The sequence below is a fragment of the uncultured Lacinutrix sp. genome, assembly GCF_947500605.1.
Classification (GTDB): Bacteria; Bacteroidota; Bacteroidia; order Flavobacteriales; family Flavobacteriaceae; genus Lacinutrix.
Window position 1 is genome coordinate 335,944 of sequence record NZ_CANMSJ010000002.1, and the last position, 22,511, is coordinate 358,454.

Below are 22,511 nucleotides of genomic sequence, written 5' to 3' on the forward strand. Positions count from 1 at the left end.
AGAAAGCTGCTTTTTGTAGTAGGCGTTTCCAACTTGACTGTATAACAAACTTGTTAAAAAAAACAGTAAAATGAAGATGTTTATTTTTAATTTCATAACATAATTATTTAAAGAAATAGTGACAATAAATTATACTTATTGTGCTTTTTGTATTTTAAATACAGCCTAAATATGCTGCTTCCCAAACATTATAAGATTCTAAATGAGTTGGAATCTGGTTATTGTTTACCATAGCGTCTTCATATGCTGCTTGAGTAATATCTGCTATTTACCAACAGTCTTTTTTCTTTAAAAATTGATTGCTCGAAGCCATACTCATCATAAACATTGAAACTGCAAATACAGCAAATCCTTTTTGTAATTTTTTCATAATTTAAATTTTAAACCAGTTTTTTAGTTTTTACTGGTTGGTTAATAAAATTTAAGAATCTAGAAGCATTTTTTAAGAAGCTGTATTATTGAAAAATAAACCTGCGCAGGTTATTGTGTTGCAACCCTATTCTCTATTAATTTGAGGCTTCTTAAATCTCAGACTAATATTGAATACTTTTTAAACCTAAAAAAAAATAACAAGCCACACAAGTTTTTATAGGCGTTTATGTGCACTTTATCGAATATGCATGTTTTTAGTCAATTTACGTTACGGTAAAAACCGTAATTTTATGAAAACACGATTTTTAATATAATAAAAAAGCCATCCTGTAAAAGAATGGCTTGTAAATTTTTAAGCAAAACGAATTGCTAAATAAATTATAATCTATAACTCTAGACCATCAGGAATTGCTTCTGTTGGTGTATCGTTATCTCCATCAGGATTATCTTCTTGGTATTTATCACAATCTACTTCTATAGATAAATCTTTAGGTTTCTCGAAGGCTTTTGTAGAAACTTCTAAGGCTTCGTCTTCGTAGCAACTTTTCATATACATTCCCCAAATAGGTAGTGCCATTGCTGCTCCTTGACCATATGTTACACTCTTAAAGTGTGCTGCTCTATCTTCTGCACCAACCCAAACACCTGTTACTAAATTTGGAACCATACCCATAAACCAACCGTCACTTTGGTTTTGTGTTGTTCCTGTTTTTCCTGCTATTGGGTTTTTAAACGCATACGGATATCCTGTAATAATTTCTGGATAAACGCCTGTTTTTGGCATCCATGTTCTACGTAATCTAGCTCCAGATCCACTTTGAGTAACACCTTCCATTAGCTTAACAGTTACATAGGCAGACTCTGCACTTAAAACATCTCTAGTTTCTGGTGTAAATTGGTATAAAACGGTTCCGTTTTTATCTTCAATACGCTCAATCATTACTGGTTTAGTATAAACACCTTGATTTGCAAAAGCAGAATATGCTCCAACCATTTCGTAAACACTAATATCTGGAGTTCCTAAAGCAATAGATGGTACCTCTGGAATTTCTGAAGTAATACCTAAACGTCTAGCTAAATCTACAACTGGCTGTGGCCCTACTTTATCCATTAAACGCGCTGTAATAGTGTTAACCGATTTTGCTAATGCTTCTTTAAGTGTTTTTTCACCTCCATAACCACCTCCTTCATTGCCAGGCGACCATGGTTCTGGATTACCATATTTATTAGCCTCAATTGTTATTTGAGATAATGGTAACTTATCGCAAGGTGACATGTGTAATTGATCTATAGCAGTTGCATAAACAAATGGCTTAAAGGTAGAACCTACTTGTCGCTTACCTTGCTTTACCATATCGTATTGAAAATGTCTATAATTCATACCACCAACCCATGCTTTTACATGTCCTGTTTGTGGATCCATACTCATCATCCCTGTACGTAAAAATGATTTATAGTAACGCATAGAATCTATAGGCTTCATGATAGTATCTACTTCACTAGCTTTACCATCTACCCATTTAAAAACAGTCATTTTTGTTGGTTTTTCAAACGACGCTTCTATTTCCTTATTACTTTTTCCTTGCTTTTTAAGTATTCTCCAACGCTCACCTCTTCTCATCCCATCTTTTAAGAGTTTTTCTACTTCAGATTTATCTAAATCTAAAAATGGAGCTGTAGGATTACGTTCTGGTGTATTTTGATTAAAAAATTCTGCTTGTAATCTAGGCATATGTCTACCAACTGCTGTTTCTGCATATTTTTGCATACGAGAATCTATGGTTACAAATACTTTTAAACCATCGCTATTAATATTGTATTTCTTACCGTCTGGCTTTCTATTCGCTTTATCGTTTGCCCAATCTTTCATCCAGCTCCTTAAATACTCTCTAAAGTATGTAGCTGTACCATCTCTGTGAGATTGTGGTGAATATTTTAAATCTAATTCTGTTTTTTGAAGTGAATCTTTAACCTCTTCTGTAATGTAACCGTATTTTTCCATTTGGGATAAAACAACATTCCTTCTGTTTTTTACACCAACTGGGTTTCTTCTTGGGTTATATAAAGATGAATTTTTAAACATCCCAACCAACATTGCTGCTTCTTTAATACTTAACTCACTTGGTTCTTTATCGAAATAAATGTTTGAAGCAGAACGAATACCATCTCCATTGTTACCAAAATCGTAAATATTAAAATATTGAGTAATAATCTCTTCCTTAGTGTACTGGCGTTCTAATTTTGTAGTTATTACCCATTCTTGTGCTTTTTGAGTAATTCTTTCAAAAATATTTTTAGAAGCTACACCTACAAACAGTTGTCTAGATAATTGTTGAGACACCGTACTTGCTCCACCTTTAGAACCAAGATAAACTATAGCTCTTAATGTTCCTCTTGCATCTATACCAGAGTGCTCATGAAAACGTGCATCTTCCGTTGCTATTAATGCGTCGATTAAACTTTTAGATAAGTCTTCATATTTTACTGGTGTTCTATTATCATCGAAATAAAATTTACCTAATGTTTTACCATCGCTAGAAACAATCTCTGTTGCTAAGTTTGTTTTAGGGTTTTCCAACTGCGTGTAATCTGGTAATTCACCAAATACACTCCAAGAAGCTAATAAAAACAATAATGCTACAGATAGGATACCTCCTAAAAATAACATCCAAAACCAACGAACGTATTTTTCGAAGCCTTGATGATCTTGTGTTTCTTTTGTTTTTGTGTTTTTCTTTGCCATTTAAATAAGTGCCTAATGTATTTAAAGTTATTATGTGTGCTATTACCGTTGTGTTTAATACAAAACGCTAGAAGCCTTTATTTTATTCTGTTTTTTCTATTCTAAAGCCAATGTCTGTAATACCTTCTAAATTAGCAATACCATTAACCTCTCCATTCTCACGCATAGCGTGTTTTATATTTACTGTATACTCGCCTGTTTCACTAAACACAACGCCTTCTTTATACCACAATTTATTTTCTTTTACACTAGACAGTCCTTCTCCTAAAAACTCACCATTTGGCTTCGCCATTTTATATTCTAATGTGTCGACAATTCTTTTTCCGTGAGGGAAATTCATTTCAACAATCAAAAAAAGATTATTGTATTTATATGCGTTGGTATTGCGTAAATTAACAAACAAATCATAGGCTTTTGTTGAGTCTGGAGGACTCACTTTAAAGCTTATGGTTTTATCTTTATTCCATACTTCTGGAACAGTTTCATAATTATCGAACACACTTTTAGTGTCGCAAGACACTAAAAGTAAAGACAATAATAAAAAACAATAAAACAATTTATTTTGCATCCTTATCTCTATTTTGTGGCTTGTTTTGAGACTTACTTTCTGGTCTAGGTCTTGGTTTAGGCCTCGGTTTTGGTTTAGGTCTTGGCTTTGCTTCTGACTTAGCTTGAGGATTTGGTCTCGGTTTTGGCTTTGGCTTTGGTTTCGATTTAGCCTGAGGATTTGGCCTAGGCTTAGGTTTTGGTTTATTTTGCTGCCCACTTTGAGGCTTTTTATCTGTACTATTTGTGTTATTACTCTTATTGCGATTACGGCTCTTATTGTTTTTACGTTTTTTATTGCCTTTTGGACCATCGAAACGTGTTAAACTATCTTGACCAACCACATTTTCGAAAGCTACAGCTACTTCTTCTTCTAGCTCTGATGCATATTCTTCAAGGCTCGCAACTTTTTCTTTTTTTCTGTTGATATCAATAATTTCTCTGGCTTGGTCTGTGGTAATTTTGTGCCAATTCATCCATTCGCCTTCATAAGCATACCACATGTGACCTTGAAAAATATCTGTTTTCTGGCAAACCGCAGTTCCTTTTTCTGTGTATAATTTAATATCTGTTTTTGGGAATGCTTTTAAAGCATCTTGATACGAATCTAACTCGTAATTTAAACAGCATTTTAACTTACCACATTGTCCTGCTAATTTTTGAGGATTTAAAGATAATTGTTGGTAACGTGCTGCACTAGTGCTTACAGATCTAAAATCTGTTAACCACGTAGAACAACATAATTCGCGACCACAAGAACCTATACCACCAAGTCTTGAAGCTTCTTGTCTAAAGCCAACTTGTTTCATTTCTATACGCGTTCTAAACTCACGAGCAAAAACTTTAATTAAATCTCTAAAATCTACACGTTCTTCGGCAGTATAATAAAATGTTGCTTTACTAGCATCTCCCTGAAATTCTATATCAGAGATTTTCATGTGAAGCTTTAACTCGATAGCATATTGTCGTGCGCGAACCTTCATTGGCTCTTCTTTATCACGTGCATCGCTCCAAATATCTATATCTTTTTGAGACGCTTTTCTGTATATTTTAAGAACATCTTCTGGCTTTTCATTGATTTTTTTGCGTTTCATTTGTACGCGAACCAATTCACCGGTTAAGGTTACCATACCAATATCGTGACCAGATTGTGCCTGAGTAGCTACAATGTCTCCAATGGCTAATGTTAAATTCTCTGTATTTTTATAGTAATGTTTTCTTCCGTTTTTAAAACGAACCTCAACAAAATCGAAAGGTTTTTCTCCGTTAGGAATAGACATATTTGCTAACCAATCGAAGACGGTTAACTTATTACAACTGTCTGTACCACAAGTACCATTATTTTTGCAGCCCTTAGGTGAGCCGTCTTTAGTTGTGCAACTAGCGCAAGCCATATGTGTAGATATATTGATTCTGAATGTTTTACCACTTAATAAAAGTTAGATTAAAACATCAGAAGACGATTAATAATATTTTAATTGAAGCTGAAATATTCTGCTATCAGCTTACAATAAAATCTAACGGTAAAGATAAGATTATTATTATGACTTATAAAATATAAAAAAACCTGAGAAAGCTTTCTCAGGTTTATATCTAAAACATTGAATGTATTAGTCTTTTTTAAAGGTTTCGAAAATGTTTCTTAAATCTTTTTTATACGGCAAATGGTCTGCTCTTCCTTTTTTAAAGATATCGTTACTATTTCCTTGTCCTTTTCTTAATTCTTTTTGTTCTTCAAAAGGCAAAGCGTGAATTTCTTGACAGGTTGTTGAGCAACAATTATTCATTTCCTCCTTACAGGCATCACATTGTAAAAATAACAAATGGCAAGCATCGTTTGCACAATTGGTATGAATATCGAATGGATCTCCACATTGGTGGCATTTAGCAATTACGTCGTCACTTATTTTTTCGGCACGTCTATCATCAAAAACAAAGTTTTTTCCAATAAATTTATTTTCAATACCGTCTGCATTTACCTGTCTTGTATACTCTATAATTCCGCCTTCAAGCTGGTATACGTTTTTAAAACCTTTATGCTTGTAGTATGCACTTGCTTTTTCGCAACGTATTCCACCTGTGCAATACATTAAAAGATTTTTTTCTTCTTTATGTTCGCGTAAATCGGCTTCAATAATATCTAAACTTTCTCGAAATGTATCTACATCTGGTGTTACAGCTCCATCAAAATGACCAATTTCGCTTTCGTAATGATTTCTCATATCCACACAAACCGTATTTGGGTTTGCCAACATAGCATTAAAATCTTTAGCAGAAAGATGAACACCTTTATCTGTTACATCAAACGTTTCATCATTTAAACCATCTGCAACAATTTTGTCTCTTACTTTTACTTTAAGCTTTAAAAAAGACATATTATCTTGCTCTACAGCAATGTTTAATCTAATTCCGTTTAAAAAATCTATACTATCTAAATGGTTTTTAAATGCTTCAAAATTTTCTGCTGGTAGAGATAATTGTGCATTAATACCTTCTTGGGCTACGTAAATACGTCCTAAAACGTCTAAACTATCCCATTTAATAAATAAACTATCTCGTAATTGTTGTGGATTGCCAATTTGGGCATAAGCGTAAAACGATAATGTTAAACGGTCTTTTCCAGCTTCTTCTATAAGCTCTGCCCTTTCTTTGGCGCTTAATTTGTTGTACAGTTGCATGCTATACTTAGTTTTTAAGGTTAAAGAATTCTCAACTAACTACCTAAAGAGGAAGTGTTTTGAGGTTAAGCCACAAAGGTATTGATTTAAATTATATTACCAAGTTTGATTGTATAAAATGAAATTTTAATACATTTTATATATACATGTATTTCTAAATCTTAAACAAAAAAAAATCCTTTGCGCTTTGCAAAGGACTTTTAATAGACTAACTCGTTATTAATTTTTTATTTCTAAAAAACAAACGAGTTAACCTCCATCGGCTTTACAGCTACTGTTTAATAAGACAGAGACTGAAACGCCTAATGCATTTGATGTTAATACTTTTTTTAAATATTTCATGCTGTTACATTTACAAATTAGACATGAACTCCTAAAAAATGAGGTTAATTTTTCTTTTTCATAGCCAAAACTTTCCCACCTTTATTAATAGATGCAAAAATGTTTAAAAGGTTGCGTGAGAAATTAAAAAAAAGATTAAAAAAGTAGTATTTTAGCACGAATAAAAGCTAAAAAAACATACTATGAGCAGTGAAAAAGACGCAAAACTAAAGGCACTAAAGCTAACTTTAGATAAATTAGACAAAGCTTACGGAAAAGGAACGGTAATGAAAATGAGTGATGCTGCAGTAGTAGATATTGAAGCAATACCTTCTGGATCTCTAGGTTTAGACATCGCCTTAGGCGTTGGTGGATACCCAAGAGGTCGTGTTATTGAAATATATGGACCAGAATCTTCTGGTAAAACAACATTAACATTACATGCCATTGCTGAGGCTCAAAAAGCAGGTGGAATTGCAGCCTTTATTGATGCAGAGCATGCTTTCGATCGTTTCTATGCAGAGAAACTTGGTGTAGATATAGATAACTTAATTATTTCTCAACCAGATAATGGTGAACAAGCATTAGAGATTGCAGATAATTTAATTCGTTCTGGAGCTATTGATATTGTAGTAATAGATTCTGTAGCTGCATTAACACCAAAAAGCGAAATTGAAGGTGAAATGGGTGATAGTAAAATGGGACTTCATGCACGTTTAATGTCTCAGGCCTTAAGAAAACTAACAGGTTCTATTAGTAAAACCAATTGTACAGTAATCTTCATTAACCAATTACGTGAAAAAATTGGTGTTATGTTTGGTAATCCTGAAACAACAACTGGTGGTAATGCTTTAAAATTTTACGCATCTGTTCGTTTAGATATTAGACGTTCTACTCAAATAAAAAACACAGATGGTGGAGTTCTTGGTAATAAAACCAGAGTTAAAGTTGTTAAAAACAAAGTAGCTCCTCCTTTTAAACTTGCCGAATTCGATATTATGTACGGAGAAGGTATTAGTAAAGTAGGTGAGATACTAGATGTAGCAGTAGAAAAAGAGATTGTTAAAAAAGCAGGTTCTTGGTTTAGCTATGGAGACACAAAATTAGGTCAAGGTAGAGATGCTGTAAAAGCAATAATAAAAGACAATCCTGAGCTTTTTGATGAACTTGAACAAAAAATAAAACAAGCAATTAAAGACGATATGCAATAGAATTGTATCCTGTTTTTTATTACTATTTTTAAGTATATTAATTAAAATCCCGAAAGTTTTCGGGATTTTTTTGTTTTTAGACGCAACCTTTCAGACTTTTATACATCTACATAAAAACACACATATTAAAACACGAAATTTAAAAATGAAAAAAATCCTTATTTTATTAATTGGTTTAGTGACTTTTTCGTGTAGTGTAAATGATGATTCTCTTGTTACCTATCAAGACCCAATGCCTATTGAAACGGCTGTATTACCAAACGCGTTTGTATTAGGTGAAATTTACGAAATTAACCTTACATATCTAAGACCTACAACTTGTCATGCCTTTAATGATATTATATATAAAAAGCATAATAACGAAAGAACAGTTGTTATAATTGGTACAGTTTTTCAAAGCAATGGTAATTGTACAGATTTGGGAACCGAACTAGAAGCGTCTTTTAATTTTAAAGCAACAGAAGAAGGCTCTTATATTTTTAAATTTTGGCAAGGTAAAGATGATAACGATGAAGACATTTACCTAACAATAGAAGTTCCTGTATTATAATAAATACTAATTAAAACGTGTAATTGATTTTGAGCTTAGACAAACTCATACATAATTGTAAGATTAATGATGCTAAAGCACAAAGTGAATTATATAAACTCTTTTCGAGTAAATTGTTTTCTTTATGCTTGAAGTATTCAAGGAATTATGCTGAAGCTGAAGATAATTTACAAGATGCTTTTATTACTATTTTTAAAAAAATAGGGCAATATAAAAACAAAGGTTCTTTTGAAGGCTGGTTAAAACGAGTTACTATAAACACAGCACTACAGTGCTATAGAACGCAAGGTGTTTTTGATATTGTAAACGAAGATTTAATTGAAGATGAAGCTATAACAATTGAAGATGAAGATAACATTTCGATAGATTATTTATTACAAATTATTCAAGAATTACCAGACCGTTATCGGCTAGTATTCAACCTTTATGTAATGGATGGTTATTCGCATCAAGATGTAGCAGAAATGCTTAAAATAACAACCGGAACGTCAAAATCTAACTTAGCTAGAGCTAGACATATTTTAAAAGATAAAATAACTGAATATAAAACGAGACTACATTCTCAATCTTTATAAATGAGTGATAAAAAACATATAGATAGACTTTTTCAAGAAAAGTTTAAGGATTTTGAAGTTAAACCAAATGCTAATATTTGGGATAATATTCAAAATAAAATAGAACAACCAAAAGAAGAAACCAAAACAAAATTTCCTATTTGGTTACGACTTGCAGGAGCAGCTGCTGTATTAGTTTTACTCTTTGCGGTTGGAAACTTATTGTTTTCTAACGAAAACATAAAAAACACTAATACAACGGTTATTGACACCAACAAGAACAATAATACAAAAAAACATAACAAGGTTAAAACCACCACAAACGAATCTGTTGTAACTAAACACAAGAAATACATAGACAGCAAAGTTAGCAACGAAAACAAATTAAAAAACAACGCAATAGCTACGTCAAACAAAATTAGTTTAGATAATAATACATCAAAAATAAATAAAGAAAGAAGTAACAATCTAAGTTCTCAATCATATAACACTGATAACAATTCTAAAGAAAGAAACAATACCTCTCTAGCAAATAAAAATAACGCCAACACTAATAGGAATAACATTGTAGGTAATTCAGGAAAAGAAAATATTACAAACTCCGTGAGCAATACGCAAAAGTATGCACAAAATAACACTCTAAATAATAAGAACAACACTACTTATAACAGTAATGAAACTAATTTTAAGAACAGCAATACAGTTACAAAAAACACTGTTATAAACAGTAATAATTCTAAGAACACGACTACAAATAATACTCGTGTAGCTGATAATAAAAATGAAATAAACACTAAAGCATTAGATGGTTTAGGAAATAATATTGCAACCTCTAACACAACAGTTGCATCAACAGATAGTAAAAAGAAAGAAGAAGAAGAAGAAGAAGAAAAAATGGTAGACCCAGACAGCGCAAACTCGTCTAACGCTATCGAAGAGGCTCTTGCCAAGAATGAAGATCTTGATGAAGAGGAAGAAGAAAATGTAAACAGGTGGTCTGTAAACGCAAATATTGCACCTGTTTACTATAATACTCTTGGCAAAGGCTCTCACATTCATGATCAATTTATCGACAATCCTAAAAATGGAGAGATTAATACTAGTTATGGTATTAATATTGGTTATGCCCTAAACAATAAATTAAAAATACGTTCTGGTATTAATAAATTAAACTTAAGTTACGATACCGCAAACGTAATTATTTACGAGAATGTTAGCAATACTCCTAACAGCTCTCCTATGCGTAATATAAATTTTGTACCAACTAGTAATGGCCAAAATATATCTGTATTAAGTACAAATAGTTTTTCTGTACAACAAATTAGCGGTGTTATTAACGACAACTTAAATGCAGCATTAAGTCAACGATTAAGCTATGTAGAAGTACCATTAGAACTTGAGTATACAGTTGTAGAAAAACGTTTTGGATTAAATTTAATTGGTGGTTTTAGCACCTTCGTTTTAAATGATAATGAAGTTGTAACAGAAGTAGAAGGTAGAAAAAATAAAATTGGTGAGGCAAATAACATTAACAATATAAGCTTTAGTGCAAATGCTGGAATAGGAATAGATTACAAATTTAATAATACTGTTAAGTTTAGTTTTACTCCTACTTTTAAGTATCAAATTAATGCTTATAATGAAACCTCAGGGAATTTTAAACCATATATTATTGGTGTATATACTGGTATCAGTTATAAATTTTAATTTTTAAGTTATTTAGTTGGTTAAACTAATACCTAGTATCTCAATTATAATTGATCATCAATAATTATTTAAAAGCTGTTCTATGCCAAGAACAGCTTTTTTTATAATACAAATAAGTCATTATTAAAAACACTTCGAAATCTCAATTTTTGGCAAATAAAAAAGGTGAACGAGAGTTCACCTTTTTTGCCCCAAATCTACCATGAACTTAACCTACTTATGTTATGGTAAGCTCAAATATAACGAAGTGTTTGTAATAAAATTATTTTTTTAGATAAATGGCACATATATCTGATGAATAGCACCTAATTGAAGCCGTCGAATAAATTGATTATCAATAAGATATAATCTCAATAATAACTAAAAAGAAACAATAAGACATGAAAAAAGGTGAACGAGAGTTCACCTTTTTTGCCCCAAATCTACCATGAACTTAACCTACTTATGTTATGGTATTATAAATGTATACTAAAGATAGTTACCTAGGAAATCTTTTAGATTAAAAGCACTAAAGTTAGTTAAAGCGAAACACTCCTTTAATAGGCACGCTCTTTGTTTCCTTCGAAAAAGTTTATAAAGGCTCTATTAACTACTCGATTACCTCCTACTGTTGGATAATCTCCTGTAAAGTACCAATCTCCTAAATTCTTAGGACAAGCCTTATGTAAATTCTCTACAGATTGAAAAATAATTTCCACCTCTGCATTTACAGACTCATCACTTAATAATTGAGATATTTTAGCTGAAATTTCCTCTGGTGTAAATTGATTGTAAATTTCATTTACAAAATTCTTCACATCCTTATCTGGTAAATCTACTTGCGCTTTACACTTATGATAAACTTCTTCTACTAAATCGTATTTATTATTATCCTTTAACAACTCTAAGGCCGCATTAAAAGCTACCAACGTTTCTAAATTTGCCATATCAATACCATAACAATCTGGAAAACGAATTTGCGGTGCAGAAGAAACTACTACTATTTTTTTAGGATGTAATCTATCCATCATTTTAATAATACTCTTCTTTAATGTAGTACCACGAACAATACTATCATCAATAATAACAAGATTATCTGTACGCTTAATTACACCATAAGTAACATCGTAAACGTGTGCAACTAGGTCGTCTCTACTACTATCTTCTGTAATAAACGTTCTTAGTTTAACATCCTTAATTGCTATTTTCTCTATACGCGGTCTTTCTTTTAAAATATCGATAACCTGCTGCTTTGCTAGCTTACCATTACCATTTAAAATAGCTTGTGTTTTTCGCTCGTTAAGATGTTCTTCAACAGTTTCAATCATTCCGTAGAACGATGTTTCAGCTGTATTTGGAATATAAGAAAACACAGAATTAGCGGTATCATTACCAATCGCTTTTAATACCTCTGGCATTAATAGCCTTCCAAGCATTTTACGTTCTTGGTAAATTTCTGCATCACTACCACGAGAAAAATAGACACGTTCAAAAGAACAAGCTTTACGTTCTAAAGGCTCTAAAATTTTCTTGATTGAAACTTCTCCTGATTTTTTAGTAATAATAGCATGTCCTGGATCTAATTCCTTTACATCATCAAACTCTACATTAAATACAGTTTGAATAACTGGTCGCTCTGAAGCTACTACAACAACCTCATCATCCTTATAATAATAAGCCGGACGAATACCAGAAGGATCTCTTAAAACAAAACTATCACCATGCCCTAACATTCCTGCCATTGCATAACCACCATCCCAGTTTTTAGCAGCTCTTCTAAGTATTTTAGCAACATTTAAGCGCTCTGCAATTAATGGAGAGCATTCGCTTTTTTTGTAACCTTCTTTTTTTAATGTCTTATAAATTTTACTAACAGCATCATCAAGAAAATGTCCTATTTTCTCCATAATGGTAATAGTATCTGTGTATTCTTTTGGATGTTGCCCAAGTTCTACCAAACTACTAAATAACTCTTTTACATTAGTCATGTTAAAGTTACCTGCTAGAATTAAATTTCTATGCTGCCAATTGTTTTGACGTAAAAAAGGATGTACACTTTCTACACTGTTTTTTCCAAAAGTACCATAACGCACGTGACCTAAAAGTACTTCACCAATGTATGGTATATTTTGCTTTTGTAAAGCTACATCATCACCGTACTCAGGATGAGCTTCTAACTCATTATTAATACGTTCATTAATTTGAGCAAAAATATCCTGAATTGGTTGCTGCTCGATAGAACGTACTCTACTAATATAGCGTTCTCCAGGTTTTGTATCTAATTTAATACTGGCAAATCCTGCACCATCTTGCCCACGGTTATGCTGTTTCTCCATTAGTAAATACATCTTATTCACTCCGTAAAAAGCGCTTCCGTATTTTTCTTTATAAAATTCTAATGGTTTTAAAAGCCTAATATGTGCAATTCCGCACTCGTGTTTTAAAGCATCACTCATTGTTGTTGTGTTGTTGAGAGTTGTATGTTAATTTACAAAAATATTGTAAAAAATAATGTTTATTAAATTATATGAAATAAAAAACGCACTCAGTTTTGAGCGCGTTTTAATTTTATTTTAATTCTATTTCGAATTGCGTTAAATCCTTGAATTGCTGTAAGCGCTCGAAGATTTCTGCATCTGTTAAAGTTAGCATACGTTCTGTACCAAACTTCTCTACGCAAAAGGATGCAAGAGCAGAACCGTATATTACTGCATTTTTCATATTCTCGAAAGAGATGTTTCCTGTTTTAGCAAGATATCCAGAAAAACCACCTGCAAATGTGTCTCCTGCTCCTGTTGGATCAAAAACTTCTGCTAAAGGTAAAGCTGGTGCATAAAACATATCTCCATTATTAAATAGTAAAGCGCCATGCTCTCCTTTTTTAATAACTACATACTGTGGCCCCATTTCGTGAATTTTCTTTGCAGCATTCACTAAAGAATACTCTCCAGATAATTGGCGAGCTTCTTCATCGTTAATGGTAATAACATCTACGTTTTTTAATACTGCTTTTAAATCGTCCATAGCAATATCCATCCAGAAATTCATAGTATCTAAAATAGCCAATTTAGGTTTTTTAGACATTTGATCTAAAACACTTTGCTGTGTTAATGGATGTAAGTTACCAAGCATTACAATATCAGCATCCTTATATGTTTCAGGAACTACTGGAGTAAAATGCTCCAATACGTTTAGCTCTGTTGCTAAAGTATCTCGAGTATTCATATCGTTATGGTATTTCCCACTCCAAAAGAAAGTTTTACCGTCTTTTACAATTTCTATACCTTCGGTATCTATTTTTCTATCGGTTAAAAGATCTAAATATTCCTTTGGAAAATCGCCTCCTACTACAGATACTGCAGCAGAATCTACGTTATCAAAATTTGATGCAGATAAACCAATATAGGTTGCTGCTCCTCCAAGAATTTTATCGGTTTTACCAAATGGTGTCTCAATAGCATCAAAAGCTACCGTACCAACTATTACTAATTTGCTCATAAAGCGTTCTTAAAAATTAAAGTGCAAATATAGGTTTTTTAGTCGCTGTTTTTACTATTTCCTTTCGGAATAAAGTTGAATAAAAATTTATTTTTAATCTATATATAATAAAGACTAGTACTATTTACTTTCTCCCAAAGTCTGCAGGTATTTCTCCCCAAGCTTTAGTTTCCCATTTTACTATAGTAGTTTTGTAGTCATTCTCTTTTAGCCAAATCACCGCTCTATCTACTAGATCGTAAACAGGTTTGTTTTTTGCGGTACGCTTTAATTTAGAATTGCATGTTTTTTTTCGCACCCAACTCATAGCTGTTCTAGAATCTGTATATAAAATACGATCGCTATCGTGTTTTTTAAGAAAGCTTAAACCATGAACTAAGGCTAAAAACTCACCAATATTATTAGTGCCTTGAGCAAATGGGCCTTGAATAAATAGTTGTTTTTTAGATTTTGTATCAACACCACGGTATTCCATAATTCCTGGATTCCCACTTGAAGCAGCATCTACAGCAATAGAATTATAATTAGGTTTACCTATTTTTTTAAGTTCCTCTGCAGACAATTCTGTTTTAAAGCTTTTGTTTTTTCCTATAAAATCGAAATAATTTCCATTTAAAGCTTCGTTTGCTGCATCTTCAGTTGCAAAAGATTTGTATTGGGCACCGTCGTAGTTTTTTATCTGAATTTTACAATCTTTCCAAGATTTAAAAACACCAGTTTTATGTCCTTTCCAAACAGTATAATATTTTTTCTTTTTACTCATCTCTTACGTTTCCGTGAAAATAGAAATCTTATTTATTTGTTTTATGAAATCAATAAATCATTTACAACCTCAGGAAAATGTTTCATTTCCAATTCATGTATCTTACTAGCGATATCTTCTGCATTATCCGTAGTTAAAACCTTACATTTTGCTTGAAAAATGATTGCACCTTCGTCATAATGTTCATTTACGTAATGAATTGTTATGCCTGTTTCAATTTCTTTTTCACGAACAACGGCTTCATGAACATGCATTCCATACATGCCTTTTCCTCCAAATTTTGGAAGTAAAGCAGGATGCACATTTATTACTTTATTAGGGAAATGTCTTAGAATGTTTTCTGGGAATTTCCATAGAAAACCAGCAAGAACTATTAGGTCTGGATTAGCAGATTTCAATATATTAAGCACATCTTCTGTTTCAGTAAAGGCAATTTTATTAAATGATAAGGCGCTAACTTTCAGTTTTTTACAGCGATCCAAAACTTTGGCACGCGGATTGTTAGTTAATACTTGAATAACAGACGCATTGTCGCTATTTTGAAAAAACCTTATTAAATTTTCAGCATTACTTCCGCTTCCGGACGCAAAAATTACTACACGTTTCATTTTTTAGAATTCAATGTTAAATCTTCAAACAAAAAAAAGAATAATTATTAACAATTACGGGCTAAAACAGAAATTCCTCGAAATAAATTATTAACTTTCGGAGTCTTTTTTAATAGAAAGATCGGTTTTAAAATAAAGTTTTTTATTTTTGCCTCTTAATTAAAACTAAAAAAAATTAAAATTATGTCAGACATTGCATCAAGAGTAAAAGCGATAATCGTAGACAAATTAGGTGTTGATGAAAACGAAGTTGTAACTGAAGCTAGCTTCACGAACGACCTAGGAGCAGATTCATTAGACACAGTTGAATTAATTATGGAATTCGAAAAAGAATTCGATATCCAAATTCCAGACGATCAAGCAGAGAACATAGCAACAGTTGGTCAAGCTGTATCATACATTGAAGCTGCAAAATAAGCACTAATATTTATGGAACTAAAGCGAGTTGTAGTTACAGGTCTAGGAGCACTTACACCTATTGGAAACACCAAAGATGAATATTGGGATGCCCTACTTAAAGGTAAAAGTGGTGCTGCGCCTATTACGTATTTTGATACTGAAAAGTTTAAAACAAAATTCGCTTGTGAGTTAAAAAACTTTGTCGCAACCGATTTTCTAGATAGAAAAGAGGCGCGAAAAATGGACAGGTTCACGCAGTACGCAATGGTCGCATCTGATGAGGCTATTGCGGACTCGAACCTTAATTTAGATACCATCAACAAATTAAGAGTTGGTGTTATTTGGGGAGCAGGAATTGGAGGATTGGAAACGTTCCAGAACGAAGTATTAAACTTTGCAGCTGGAGATGGAACACCAAGATTTAATCCATTCTTTATCCCAAAAATGATTGCAGATATTGCACCAGGAAACATATCTATTAAAAATGGATTTATGGGACCTAACTATACAACTGTATCTGCTTGCGCATCATCTGCTAACGCAATGATAGATGCTTTAAATTATATTCGTTTAGGACATTGCGATGTTATTGTTACAGGTGGTAGTGAAGCCGCTGTAACTATTGCAGGAATGGGCGGATTTAATGCTATGCATGCATTATCTACAAGAAATGAAAGCCCAGAAACAGCTTCAAGACCTTTTGATGGAACTAGAGATGGTTTTGTTTTAGGTGAAGGTGCAGGTGCAATTATTCTTGAAGAATATGAGCACGCTAAGGCAAGAGGCGCAAAAATTTATGCCGAAGTATTAGGTGGCGGTATGTCTAGTGATGCTTACCACATGACAGCTCCACATCCAGAAGGAATAGGTGTTATTGCAGTTATGAAAAACTGTCTTGAAAACGCCGGTTTAAAACCTGAAGATGTAGACCACATTAATACACATGGAACATCTACACCACTTGGTGATGTTGCAGAACTTAAAGCCATTACTGAAGTTTTTGGTGATCACGCTAAAAACATCAATATCAATTCTACAAAATCAATGACTGGTCACTTATTAGGTGCAGCTGGTGCTATTGAGTCTATTGCATCTATTTTAGCAATGGAACATGGTATCGTGCCTCCAACAATTAACCATACAGTTGTTGACGAAAGAATAGATCCTAGTCTAAACTTAACGCTTAACCATCCTCAAAAACGTGAAATTAAAGTCGCGATGAGTAATACTTTTGGTTTTGGCGGACATAATGCTTGTGTATTATTTAAAAAGTTAGATTAAACCTTTAATGAAAAGAATTCGAAACATATTCTCAAAATCTAAAAAAGAAAAAGGAGAATTCTTTACAACCATTTCAGAAATTATAGGCTATAAGCCCAAAACGATTAAACACTTTAAAACAGCGTTTACACATCGTTCTATGAATATAAAAAACGATAACGGACATATTATAAATTATGAGCGTTTGGAGTTTTTAGGTGATGCTATGCTAAGTTCTGTAATTGCGCATCACTTATATATTGAAGTGCCTAGTGGAGACGAAGGTTATTTAACCAAAATGCGTTCTAAAATTGTTAGTAGAGAGCATTTAAACGAACTTGGTCGCGACTTAAAGCTTATAGATCTTGTGGAAAGTAAAATTCCTAAAGGGCAGTTTGGTGATAATATTCATGGTAATTTATTCGAATCTTTAGTAGGAGCCATTTATTTAGATGGTAACTATAAAGCTTGTGAGAAATTTATTTACAAACGTGTTATTACACCTTTTGTAGATATAGAACAGCTTGAAGGAAAGGTTATTAGTTATAAATCTTTATTAATAGAATGGTGCCAAAAAGAAAAAAAGACTTTCGATTATAATGTTTACGAAGATACCGGTAACGATAATATTCGTCATTTTTCTGTAAAACTATCTATAGACGATAAAATAGTATCAAAAGGTAGAGCAACTTCTAAAAAGAAAGCAGAAGAAAAAGCTTCAAAACGTGCTTTTTTTGTGTTTCAAAATCAAATTTCGAAAGCTTTTTCATAAGTTATTACTACTTTTCTTACTTCAAAATAAATTAAAAGTGAACTATAACGTTTTCGTGTTATGTTCTTGTTAAGATTCACTAAAATAAGCCACTTCAAACCATTTTAAATACTATATTTACATTTCTGTCAAAGAAAAGTTAGTATCAATATGGCAATTAAAAAACTCGTTTTAGATGATTTTTTAGAAGAAGAAGACTTCTCACTTATTGGTATTCATTGCACTATTGAAGATTATCGCTTAGCTTACTTACTTAACAAAGTTTTAGAATTAAAACTAGTTAGGCAAGACAATGATATCGATAATAACAATAATAAAACAGCTTTTTCTATTTTCGAATGGCAGGATGATACACAATTTAAAACTTGGAATTTAGTATCTAACACTTGTAAAGTGACTACAAGTCAAACAGATAACAATACAGATTCACTATTTAGTTTTAATCCAACTGTAACAAAAACGCACCATTTGGTGCCAGAGTTTAGCAAGGCCAATTACTTGTTAAAGATTAATAATGAGTTAAATTTTAAAAAAGAAAAACTCATTTTAGAAAAAATACTAAAAATAGATCAAGTTATTACAGCTTACAGTATAGCTCCTGAAAGCTTAAAATCTAAAGATCAACTAATATTCAACTAATGTTAAGAAAGAAAACCAAAATAGTAGCGACCTTAGGTCCTGCGACAAGTAGCAAAGAAGTTTTAAAAGGTATGTTAGACGAAGGTGCTAATGTTTTTAGAATAAATTTCTCACATGCAGATTATGATGATGTAAAAGAGCGCGTACAAATGATACGTGAACTTAATGATGAATTTGGTTACAACGCTTCTATTTTAGCAGATTTACAAGGCCCTAAATTACGTGTTGGTGTAATGAAAGGTGAAGTATATGTACAACCAGGAGACGAAATTATTTTCGCAACTGGAGAACGTTTTGAAGGCACAAAAGAACGTGTTTACATGACTTACGATAAGTTTCCTCAAGATGCTAAAGCAGGAGAACGTATTCTTTTAGACGATGGTAAATTAATTTTCGAAGTAATTTCTTCAGATAAAGTATCAGAAGTAAAAGCTAAAGTTATACAAGGTGGACCATTACGTTCTAAAAAAGGTGTAAACCTTCCAAACACAAATATTTCTCAGCCTGCTTTAACCGAAAAAGATATTGCAGATGCAAAATATGCTTGCGAATTAAAAGTAGATTGGATGGCATTATCATTCGTGCGTCATGCCGAAGATTTAATGGTATTACAAGAACTTATAAAAGAGCATAGTGACCATAAAATTCCAATTATTGCTAAAATAGAAAAACCAGAAGGTGTTGCAAACATCGATAAAATTGTTGCTTATTGCGATGGTTTAATGGTTGCTCGTGGAGATTTAGGAGTAGAAATTCCTGCAGAAGAAGTACCATTAGTACAAAAGCAATTAGTATTACGCGCAAAACGTGCTAGAATACCAGTAATTATTGCTACACAAATGATGGAAACAATGATCGATAGCCTTACGCCAACACGTGCAGAAGTTAACGATGTTGCAAACTCTGTAATGGATGGTGCAGATGCAGTAATGTTATCTGGCGAAACTAGTGTTGGTAAATACCCAGTGCAAGTAATCAAGCAAATGGCAGACATTATTCGTAGTGTTGAAAATAGTGATTTAATTAATGTACCTCACGAACCACCAACAATTAGAACCAAGCGTTACATAACAAAATCTATTTGTTATCACGCAGCGCACATGGCAAACGAAATCGACGCAAAAGGAATCTCTACACTAACAAATAGTGGTTATACGGCATTTCAAATTTCGGCTTGGAGACCAAAATCTCATATCCTTGTATTTACATCAAACAGACGTATTTTAACGCAACTTAACTTGCTTTGGGGAGTTAAAGCTTTCTTTTACGACAAATTTGTAAGTACAGACGAAACTATAGAAGACGTAAACAAAATGGCTCAAGAAATGGGTTATTTAGAAAAAGGAGACATGCTAGTAAGTTTAGCAGCCATGCCAATTCAAGAAAAAGGAATGGTAAATACTTTACGTATTACAGAAATTTAATTGTAGTTAAGAGCGTAGCGAAGAATCTATTTTTGGGCATTACCTATAGATCGTGCTTACACTAAGAAGCAATCACGATTTCTTCCTAAATAAATTAAGTGAGCAATCACTATAGAGTGACTAAGGACAGTAAATATAAATTAAAACCAGTTACAGGAATGTAGCTGGTTTTTTTATGCAAAAATATTATCCTCTAAACAAAAAGAAATCATCTTTCATGTCTTCAATCTGTGTATCTTCATTAGTAATGATATAATCTATTGCTTTAGAAGTAAACGTATCACCTTTGTCGGTAAGGGAGACAATATTTTTATCTACCACAATCATATTATTTTTCAGCGCAAGCTCCAAAACTGTTTTAGCTCTTACTTTCTGCCAATTAATATGTTCGCGTAAATGATTAACATGTCTTTCTTCTAACTCATTATGATTTTTTAAATGCAGCAAAAACGTTAATAGAGAAACCTCAATACGTTGTTGTTTTTCGCGATACATTACAGCAATAACTCCTTTACTAGGCGCAAATAAATACACAATTAAAAATAGTAAACCTAACATGGTTGTAATAGAACCTGCAATAGAAGCATCTAACCAATGTGCAAACCAATAACCAGAAATAGCACTCAACACGCCAAAAGTGATAGCAAGCCCTAACATCTTCTTTAAATCTGTAGTTAACAAATAGGCAGCAGCAGCAGGCGCAATCATAAGAGCGACCACTAAAATAGCTCCTACAGCATCAAAAGCACCAACAGTTGTAACCGAAGCCACACTCATTAGCCCATAATGGATAACAACAGGAGAAAACCCTAAAGAAGCAGCTAAACCAGCATCAAACGTACTCACTTTTAATTCCTTGAAAAAAGCTATAAGAAGTGTTACTGTAATTAATAAAATAACACCAATAATCCATAAAGCTTTCGGGCCAACATCTACACCAGCAATTAACAACCTATCGAAAGGTGCAAAAGCCAATTCTCCCAAAAGAACTGCATCTACATCTAAATGCACATCGTTAGCATTCTTTGCAATTAAAATTACACCAATACTAAACAGTGCAGGAAACACTAAACCAATAGCAGTATCCTCTTTTACTAATCCTGTTTTTTGAATATACTCCACCAAAACAACTGTTATAATTCCTGTAAAAGCAGCAAATAAAATTAATAATGGTGAATTTAAATCTTGAGTAATAAAGAAACCTATTACAATACCTGGAAGTATAGAATGACTTATCGCATCGCTTATCATCGCCATTTTACGTAACACTAAAAACGTACCTGGAATTGCACAAGCAATGGCTACCAAACTTGCAATAAGCTGTATTTCAATTTGAGCGTTATTCATCTTCTGTAGATTGTTTAGTGTATAAATTTTCAGCAGTTTCGAAACCCACTTCAGTTAAACTCCACATATTACCTTTCAGTTCCACATAGTTTTTTTCTACTAATTTTTGAAGTGTAGAACGTGTGTAACCTTGAAAATTATTTAATAATTTAATAGCATGAGGATGCGAAATATTCTCATGTGTTTCTGCAATATGATGCATAAAAGCAAGTGTTTTATGAAGCTCTAAATCGCGTCTGTTTTTAATAAATCGAATTTGCTTAAATAGTAAACCACGACTTGGAGAAAACACAAACGAAAACAAAACAAAAACCGAAGCCACCAATACAATTACTGGTCCTGTGGATAAATTCGTTTGACTTGCACTAATTGCTGTACCAAAAACACCTGAAAAAGCACCAAAAATTGCAGCTAAAAATACCATCGTCGCTAAACTATTTGTCCATTGTCTTGCCGCCGCAGCAGGCGCCAAAAGCATAGCACTCATTAAAACAACACCAACTGTTTGCAAACCTAAAACAATAGCTAGCACAATAAAACTTGTAATTAATATGTCTATAAATTTAGTATTGAATCCTAAGGTTTTAGTATAATCAGCATCAAACAATAAAAGTTTAAACTCTTTCCAAAACAACAACAGAACAAATAAGCACAAACCGGTTACAATTACCATTAACCAAACATCACTTTCTACTAAAGTTGCTGCTTGACCAAAAAGATATTTATCCAATCCTGCTTGATTTGCATTTGGCTGTTTTTGAATGAACGTTAATAATAACATACCAAAACCAAAAAACAGCGATAAAATTAAACCTAAAGCTGTATCACTTTTTAAATGTGTTTTCTTTACAATACTTTTAATCCAAAATGTACCAATTAAACCACTAACTAAAGCTCCTAAAAGCAATGTGTTAGTGTCTTTTGCTCCAGTAATTAAAAAGGCAATTGCAATTCCTGGTAAAGCTGCATGAGAAATGGCATCTCCAAGTAAACTTTGCTTTCTTAGTACAGCAAAACTACCAAGCATTCCTGTTACAGCTCCTAAAACAGCTGTACCAAGTGTGATGGTTCTTAATGTGTAGTCACTAAAGACTAATGAAAAATATTCTGTTATGTCCATTTTTGTCATTCCTGCGAAGA

General features: G+C 32.6%; 19 protein-coding genes. 9 read left to right on the forward strand and 10 right to left on the reverse strand.

Features of this window, described 5'->3' with window-relative positions; all coding sequences use genetic code 11:
- Positions 1 to 757: 757 nt before the first annotated feature.
- The 4 genes from Q0935_RS04635 to Q0935_RS04650 all read right to left on the reverse strand — a co-directional run bounded on the left by Q0935_RS04635 (position 758) and on the right by Q0935_RS04650 (position 6,339).
- The gene (locus Q0935_RS04635; protein WP_299382815.1) at positions 758 to 3,115 is read right to left on the reverse strand and encodes a transglycosylase domain-containing protein; all 2,358 of its coding nucleotides are present in this window, start codon (positions 3,113 to 3,115) and stop codon (positions 758 to 760) included.
- Between the two features lie 82 nt (positions 3,116 to 3,197).
- Positions 3,198 to 3,683 carry a gliding motility lipoprotein GldH gene (locus Q0935_RS04640; protein ID WP_299248983.1) on the reverse strand — a complete coding sequence of 162 codons (486 nt, stop codon included), beginning with the start codon at positions 3,681 to 3,683 and terminating at the stop codon, positions 3,198 to 3,200.
- Positions 3,673 to 5,055, reverse strand: a complete 1,383-nt coding sequence (locus tag Q0935_RS04645; RefSeq protein WP_299248980.1) for a regulatory iron-sulfur-containing complex subunit RicT — start codon at positions 5,053 to 5,055, stop codon at positions 3,673 to 3,675. The genes Q0935_RS04640 and Q0935_RS04645 overlap by 11 nt, the downstream gene beginning before the upstream one ends.
- Positions 5,056 to 5,271: 216 nt before the next feature.
- Positions 5,272 to 6,339: a rhodanese-related sulfurtransferase gene (locus tag Q0935_RS04650; RefSeq protein WP_299248977.1), complete on the reverse strand. Its 1,068-nt coding sequence runs from the start codon at positions 6,337 to 6,339 to the stop codon at positions 5,272 to 5,274.
- A 524-nt stretch (positions 6,340 to 6,863) separates the two neighbouring features.
- Here Q0935_RS04650 and recA point away from each other — a divergent pair.
- The 4 genes from recA (at position 6,864) to Q0935_RS04670 (ending at position 10,682) form a co-directional block, all read left to right on the forward strand.
- Complete coding sequence (gene recA, locus Q0935_RS04655; protein ID WP_299248973.1) at positions 6,864 to 7,871, forward strand: recombinase RecA; 1,008 nt, start codon at positions 6,864 to 6,866, stop codon at positions 7,869 to 7,871.
- 145 nt (positions 7,872 to 8,016) lie between these two features.
- Positions 8,017 to 8,421, forward strand: coding sequence for a hypothetical protein (locus Q0935_RS04660; RefSeq protein WP_299382819.1), 405 nt, complete (start codon positions 8,017 to 8,019; stop codon positions 8,419 to 8,421).
- 29 nt (positions 8,422 to 8,450) lie between these two features.
- Positions 8,451 to 8,996 carry an RNA polymerase sigma factor gene (locus Q0935_RS04665; protein WP_299382821.1) on the forward strand — a complete coding sequence of 182 codons (546 nt, stop codon included), beginning with the start codon at positions 8,451 to 8,453 and terminating at the stop codon, positions 8,994 to 8,996.
- A complete protein-coding gene (locus tag Q0935_RS04670) occupies positions 8,997 to 10,682 on the forward strand; it encodes a hypothetical protein (protein ID WP_299382824.1) in 1,686 nt (561 codons plus the stop codon).
- A gap of 536 nt (positions 10,683 to 11,218) precedes the next feature.
- Here the strand turns inward: Q0935_RS04670 and Q0935_RS04675 are convergent.
- From Q0935_RS04675 to Q0935_RS04690, 4 genes are all read right to left on the reverse strand, one after another.
- Positions 11,219 to 13,117: an amidophosphoribosyltransferase gene (locus Q0935_RS04675; protein ID WP_299248961.1), complete on the reverse strand. Its 1,899-nt coding sequence runs from the start codon at positions 13,115 to 13,117 to the stop codon at positions 11,219 to 11,221.
- 112 nt (positions 13,118 to 13,229) lie between these two features.
- Positions 13,230 to 14,159, reverse strand: coding sequence for a PfkB family carbohydrate kinase (locus tag Q0935_RS04680; protein ID WP_299382827.1), 930 nt, complete (start codon positions 14,157 to 14,159; stop codon positions 13,230 to 13,232).
- 124 nt (positions 14,160 to 14,283) lie between these two features.
- Complete coding sequence (locus tag Q0935_RS04685; protein ID WP_299248955.1) at positions 14,284 to 14,922, reverse strand: ribonuclease H family protein; 639 nt, start codon at positions 14,920 to 14,922, stop codon at positions 14,284 to 14,286.
- A 41-nt stretch (positions 14,923 to 14,963) separates the two neighbouring features.
- Complete coding sequence (locus tag Q0935_RS04690) at positions 14,964 to 15,530, reverse strand: phosphoribosylglycinamide formyltransferase (protein WP_299382830.1); 567 nt, start codon at positions 15,528 to 15,530, stop codon at positions 14,964 to 14,966.
- Between the two features lie 183 nt (positions 15,531 to 15,713).
- Here Q0935_RS04690 and Q0935_RS04695 point away from each other — a divergent pair, with 183 nt between their 5' ends.
- The 5 genes from Q0935_RS04695 (at position 15,714) to pyk (ending at position 20,024) form a co-directional block, all read left to right on the forward strand.
- On the forward strand, positions 15,714 to 15,947 hold the full coding sequence (locus Q0935_RS04695) for an acyl carrier protein (protein WP_013869581.1): 234 nt from the start codon (positions 15,714 to 15,716) through the stop codon (positions 15,945 to 15,947).
- A 12-nt stretch (positions 15,948 to 15,959) separates the two neighbouring features.
- Positions 15,960 to 17,210: a beta-ketoacyl-ACP synthase II gene (fabF, locus tag Q0935_RS04700; protein WP_055436280.1), complete on the forward strand. Its 1,251-nt coding sequence runs from the start codon at positions 15,960 to 15,962 to the stop codon at positions 17,208 to 17,210.
- A 7-nt stretch (positions 17,211 to 17,217) separates the two neighbouring features.
- Positions 17,218 to 17,961: a ribonuclease III gene (gene rnc, locus Q0935_RS04705; RefSeq protein ID WP_299248941.1), complete on the forward strand. Its 744-nt coding sequence runs from the start codon at positions 17,218 to 17,220 to the stop codon at positions 17,959 to 17,961.
- 150 nt (positions 17,962 to 18,111) lie between these two features.
- Positions 18,112 to 18,600 (forward strand): IPExxxVDY family protein, encoded by a 489-nt coding sequence (locus Q0935_RS04710; RefSeq protein WP_299382833.1) that lies wholly within the window; start codon positions 18,112 to 18,114, stop codon positions 18,598 to 18,600.
- Entirely contained in the window at positions 18,600 to 20,024 is a 1,425-nt protein-coding gene (gene pyk, locus Q0935_RS04715; protein ID WP_299248935.1) for a pyruvate kinase, read from the forward strand. Before Q0935_RS04710 ends, pyk begins: the two co-directional genes overlap by 1 nt.
- Before the next feature lie 186 nt (positions 20,025 to 20,210).
- On the opposite strand, the gene Q0935_RS04720 is transcribed toward pyk, so the two are convergent.
- Together Q0935_RS04720 and Q0935_RS04725 are read right to left on the reverse strand one after the other, a co-directional pair.
- Positions 20,211 to 21,371 (reverse strand): metal ABC transporter permease, encoded by a 1,161-nt coding sequence (locus Q0935_RS04720; protein ID WP_299382836.1) that lies wholly within the window; start codon positions 21,369 to 21,371, stop codon positions 20,211 to 20,213.
- Positions 21,364 to 22,491, reverse strand: coding sequence for a metal ABC transporter permease (locus Q0935_RS04725; RefSeq protein WP_299248929.1), 1,128 nt, complete (start codon positions 22,489 to 22,491; stop codon positions 21,364 to 21,366). The genes Q0935_RS04720 and Q0935_RS04725 overlap by 8 nt, the downstream gene beginning before the upstream one ends.
- Positions 22,492 to 22,511 lie beyond the last annotated feature (20 nt).

What these genes read in the sequence shown, in the direction of transcription:
- Q0935_RS04635 (WP_299382815.1), bottom strand. Translation starts at nt 3,115, where the DNA reads ATGGCAAAGAAAAACACAAAAACAAAAGAAACACAAGATCATCAAGGC.
- Q0935_RS04640 (WP_299248983.1), bottom strand. Translation starts at nt 3,683, where the DNA reads ATGCAAAATAAATTGTTTTATTGTTTTTTATTATTGTCTTTACTTTTA.
- Q0935_RS04645 (WP_299248980.1), bottom strand. Translation starts at nt 5,055, where the DNA reads ATGGCTTGCGCTAGTTGCACAACTAAAGACGGCTCACCTAAGGGCTGC.
- Q0935_RS04650 (WP_299248977.1), bottom strand. Translation starts at nt 6,339, where the DNA reads ATGCAACTGTACAACAAATTAAGCGCCAAAGAAAGGGCAGAGCTTATA.
- recA (WP_299248973.1), top strand. Translation starts at nt 6,864, where the DNA reads ATGAGCAGTGAAAAAGACGCAAAACTAAAGGCACTAAAGCTAACTTTA.
- Q0935_RS04660 (WP_299382819.1), top strand. Translation starts at nt 8,017, where the DNA reads ATGAAAAAAATCCTTATTTTATTAATTGGTTTAGTGACTTTTTCGTGT.
- Q0935_RS04670 (WP_299382824.1), top strand. Translation starts at nt 8,997, where the DNA reads ATGAGTGATAAAAAACATATAGATAGACTTTTTCAAGAAAAGTTTAAG.
- Q0935_RS04675 (WP_299248961.1), bottom strand. Translation starts at nt 13,117, where the DNA reads ATGAGTGATGCTTTAAAACACGAGTGCGGAATTGCACATATTAGGCTT.
- Q0935_RS04680 (WP_299382827.1), bottom strand. Translation starts at nt 14,159, where the DNA reads ATGAGCAAATTAGTAATAGTTGGTACGGTAGCTTTTGATGCTATTGAG.
- Q0935_RS04685 (WP_299248955.1), bottom strand. Translation starts at nt 14,922, where the DNA reads ATGAGTAAAAAGAAAAAATATTATACTGTTTGGAAAGGACATAAAACT.
- Q0935_RS04690 (WP_299382830.1), bottom strand. Translation starts at nt 15,530, where the DNA reads ATGAAACGTGTAGTAATTTTTGCGTCCGGAAGCGGAAGTAATGCTGAA.
- Q0935_RS04695 (WP_013869581.1), top strand. Translation starts at nt 15,714, where the DNA reads ATGTCAGACATTGCATCAAGAGTAAAAGCGATAATCGTAGACAAATTA.
- fabF (WP_055436280.1), top strand. Translation starts at nt 15,960, where the DNA reads ATGGAACTAAAGCGAGTTGTAGTTACAGGTCTAGGAGCACTTACACCT.
- rnc (WP_299248941.1), top strand. Translation starts at nt 17,218, where the DNA reads ATGAAAAGAATTCGAAACATATTCTCAAAATCTAAAAAAGAAAAAGGA.
- Q0935_RS04710 (WP_299382833.1), top strand. Translation starts at nt 18,112, where the DNA reads ATGGCAATTAAAAAACTCGTTTTAGATGATTTTTTAGAAGAAGAAGAC.
- pyk (WP_299248935.1), top strand. Translation starts at nt 18,600, where the DNA reads ATGTTAAGAAAGAAAACCAAAATAGTAGCGACCTTAGGTCCTGCGACA.
- Q0935_RS04720 (WP_299382836.1), bottom strand. Translation starts at nt 21,371, where the DNA reads ATGAATAACGCTCAAATTGAAATACAGCTTATTGCAAGTTTGGTAGCC.
- Q0935_RS04725 (WP_299248929.1), bottom strand. Translation starts at nt 22,491, where the DNA reads ATGGACATAACAGAATATTTTTCATTAGTCTTTAGTGACTACACATTA.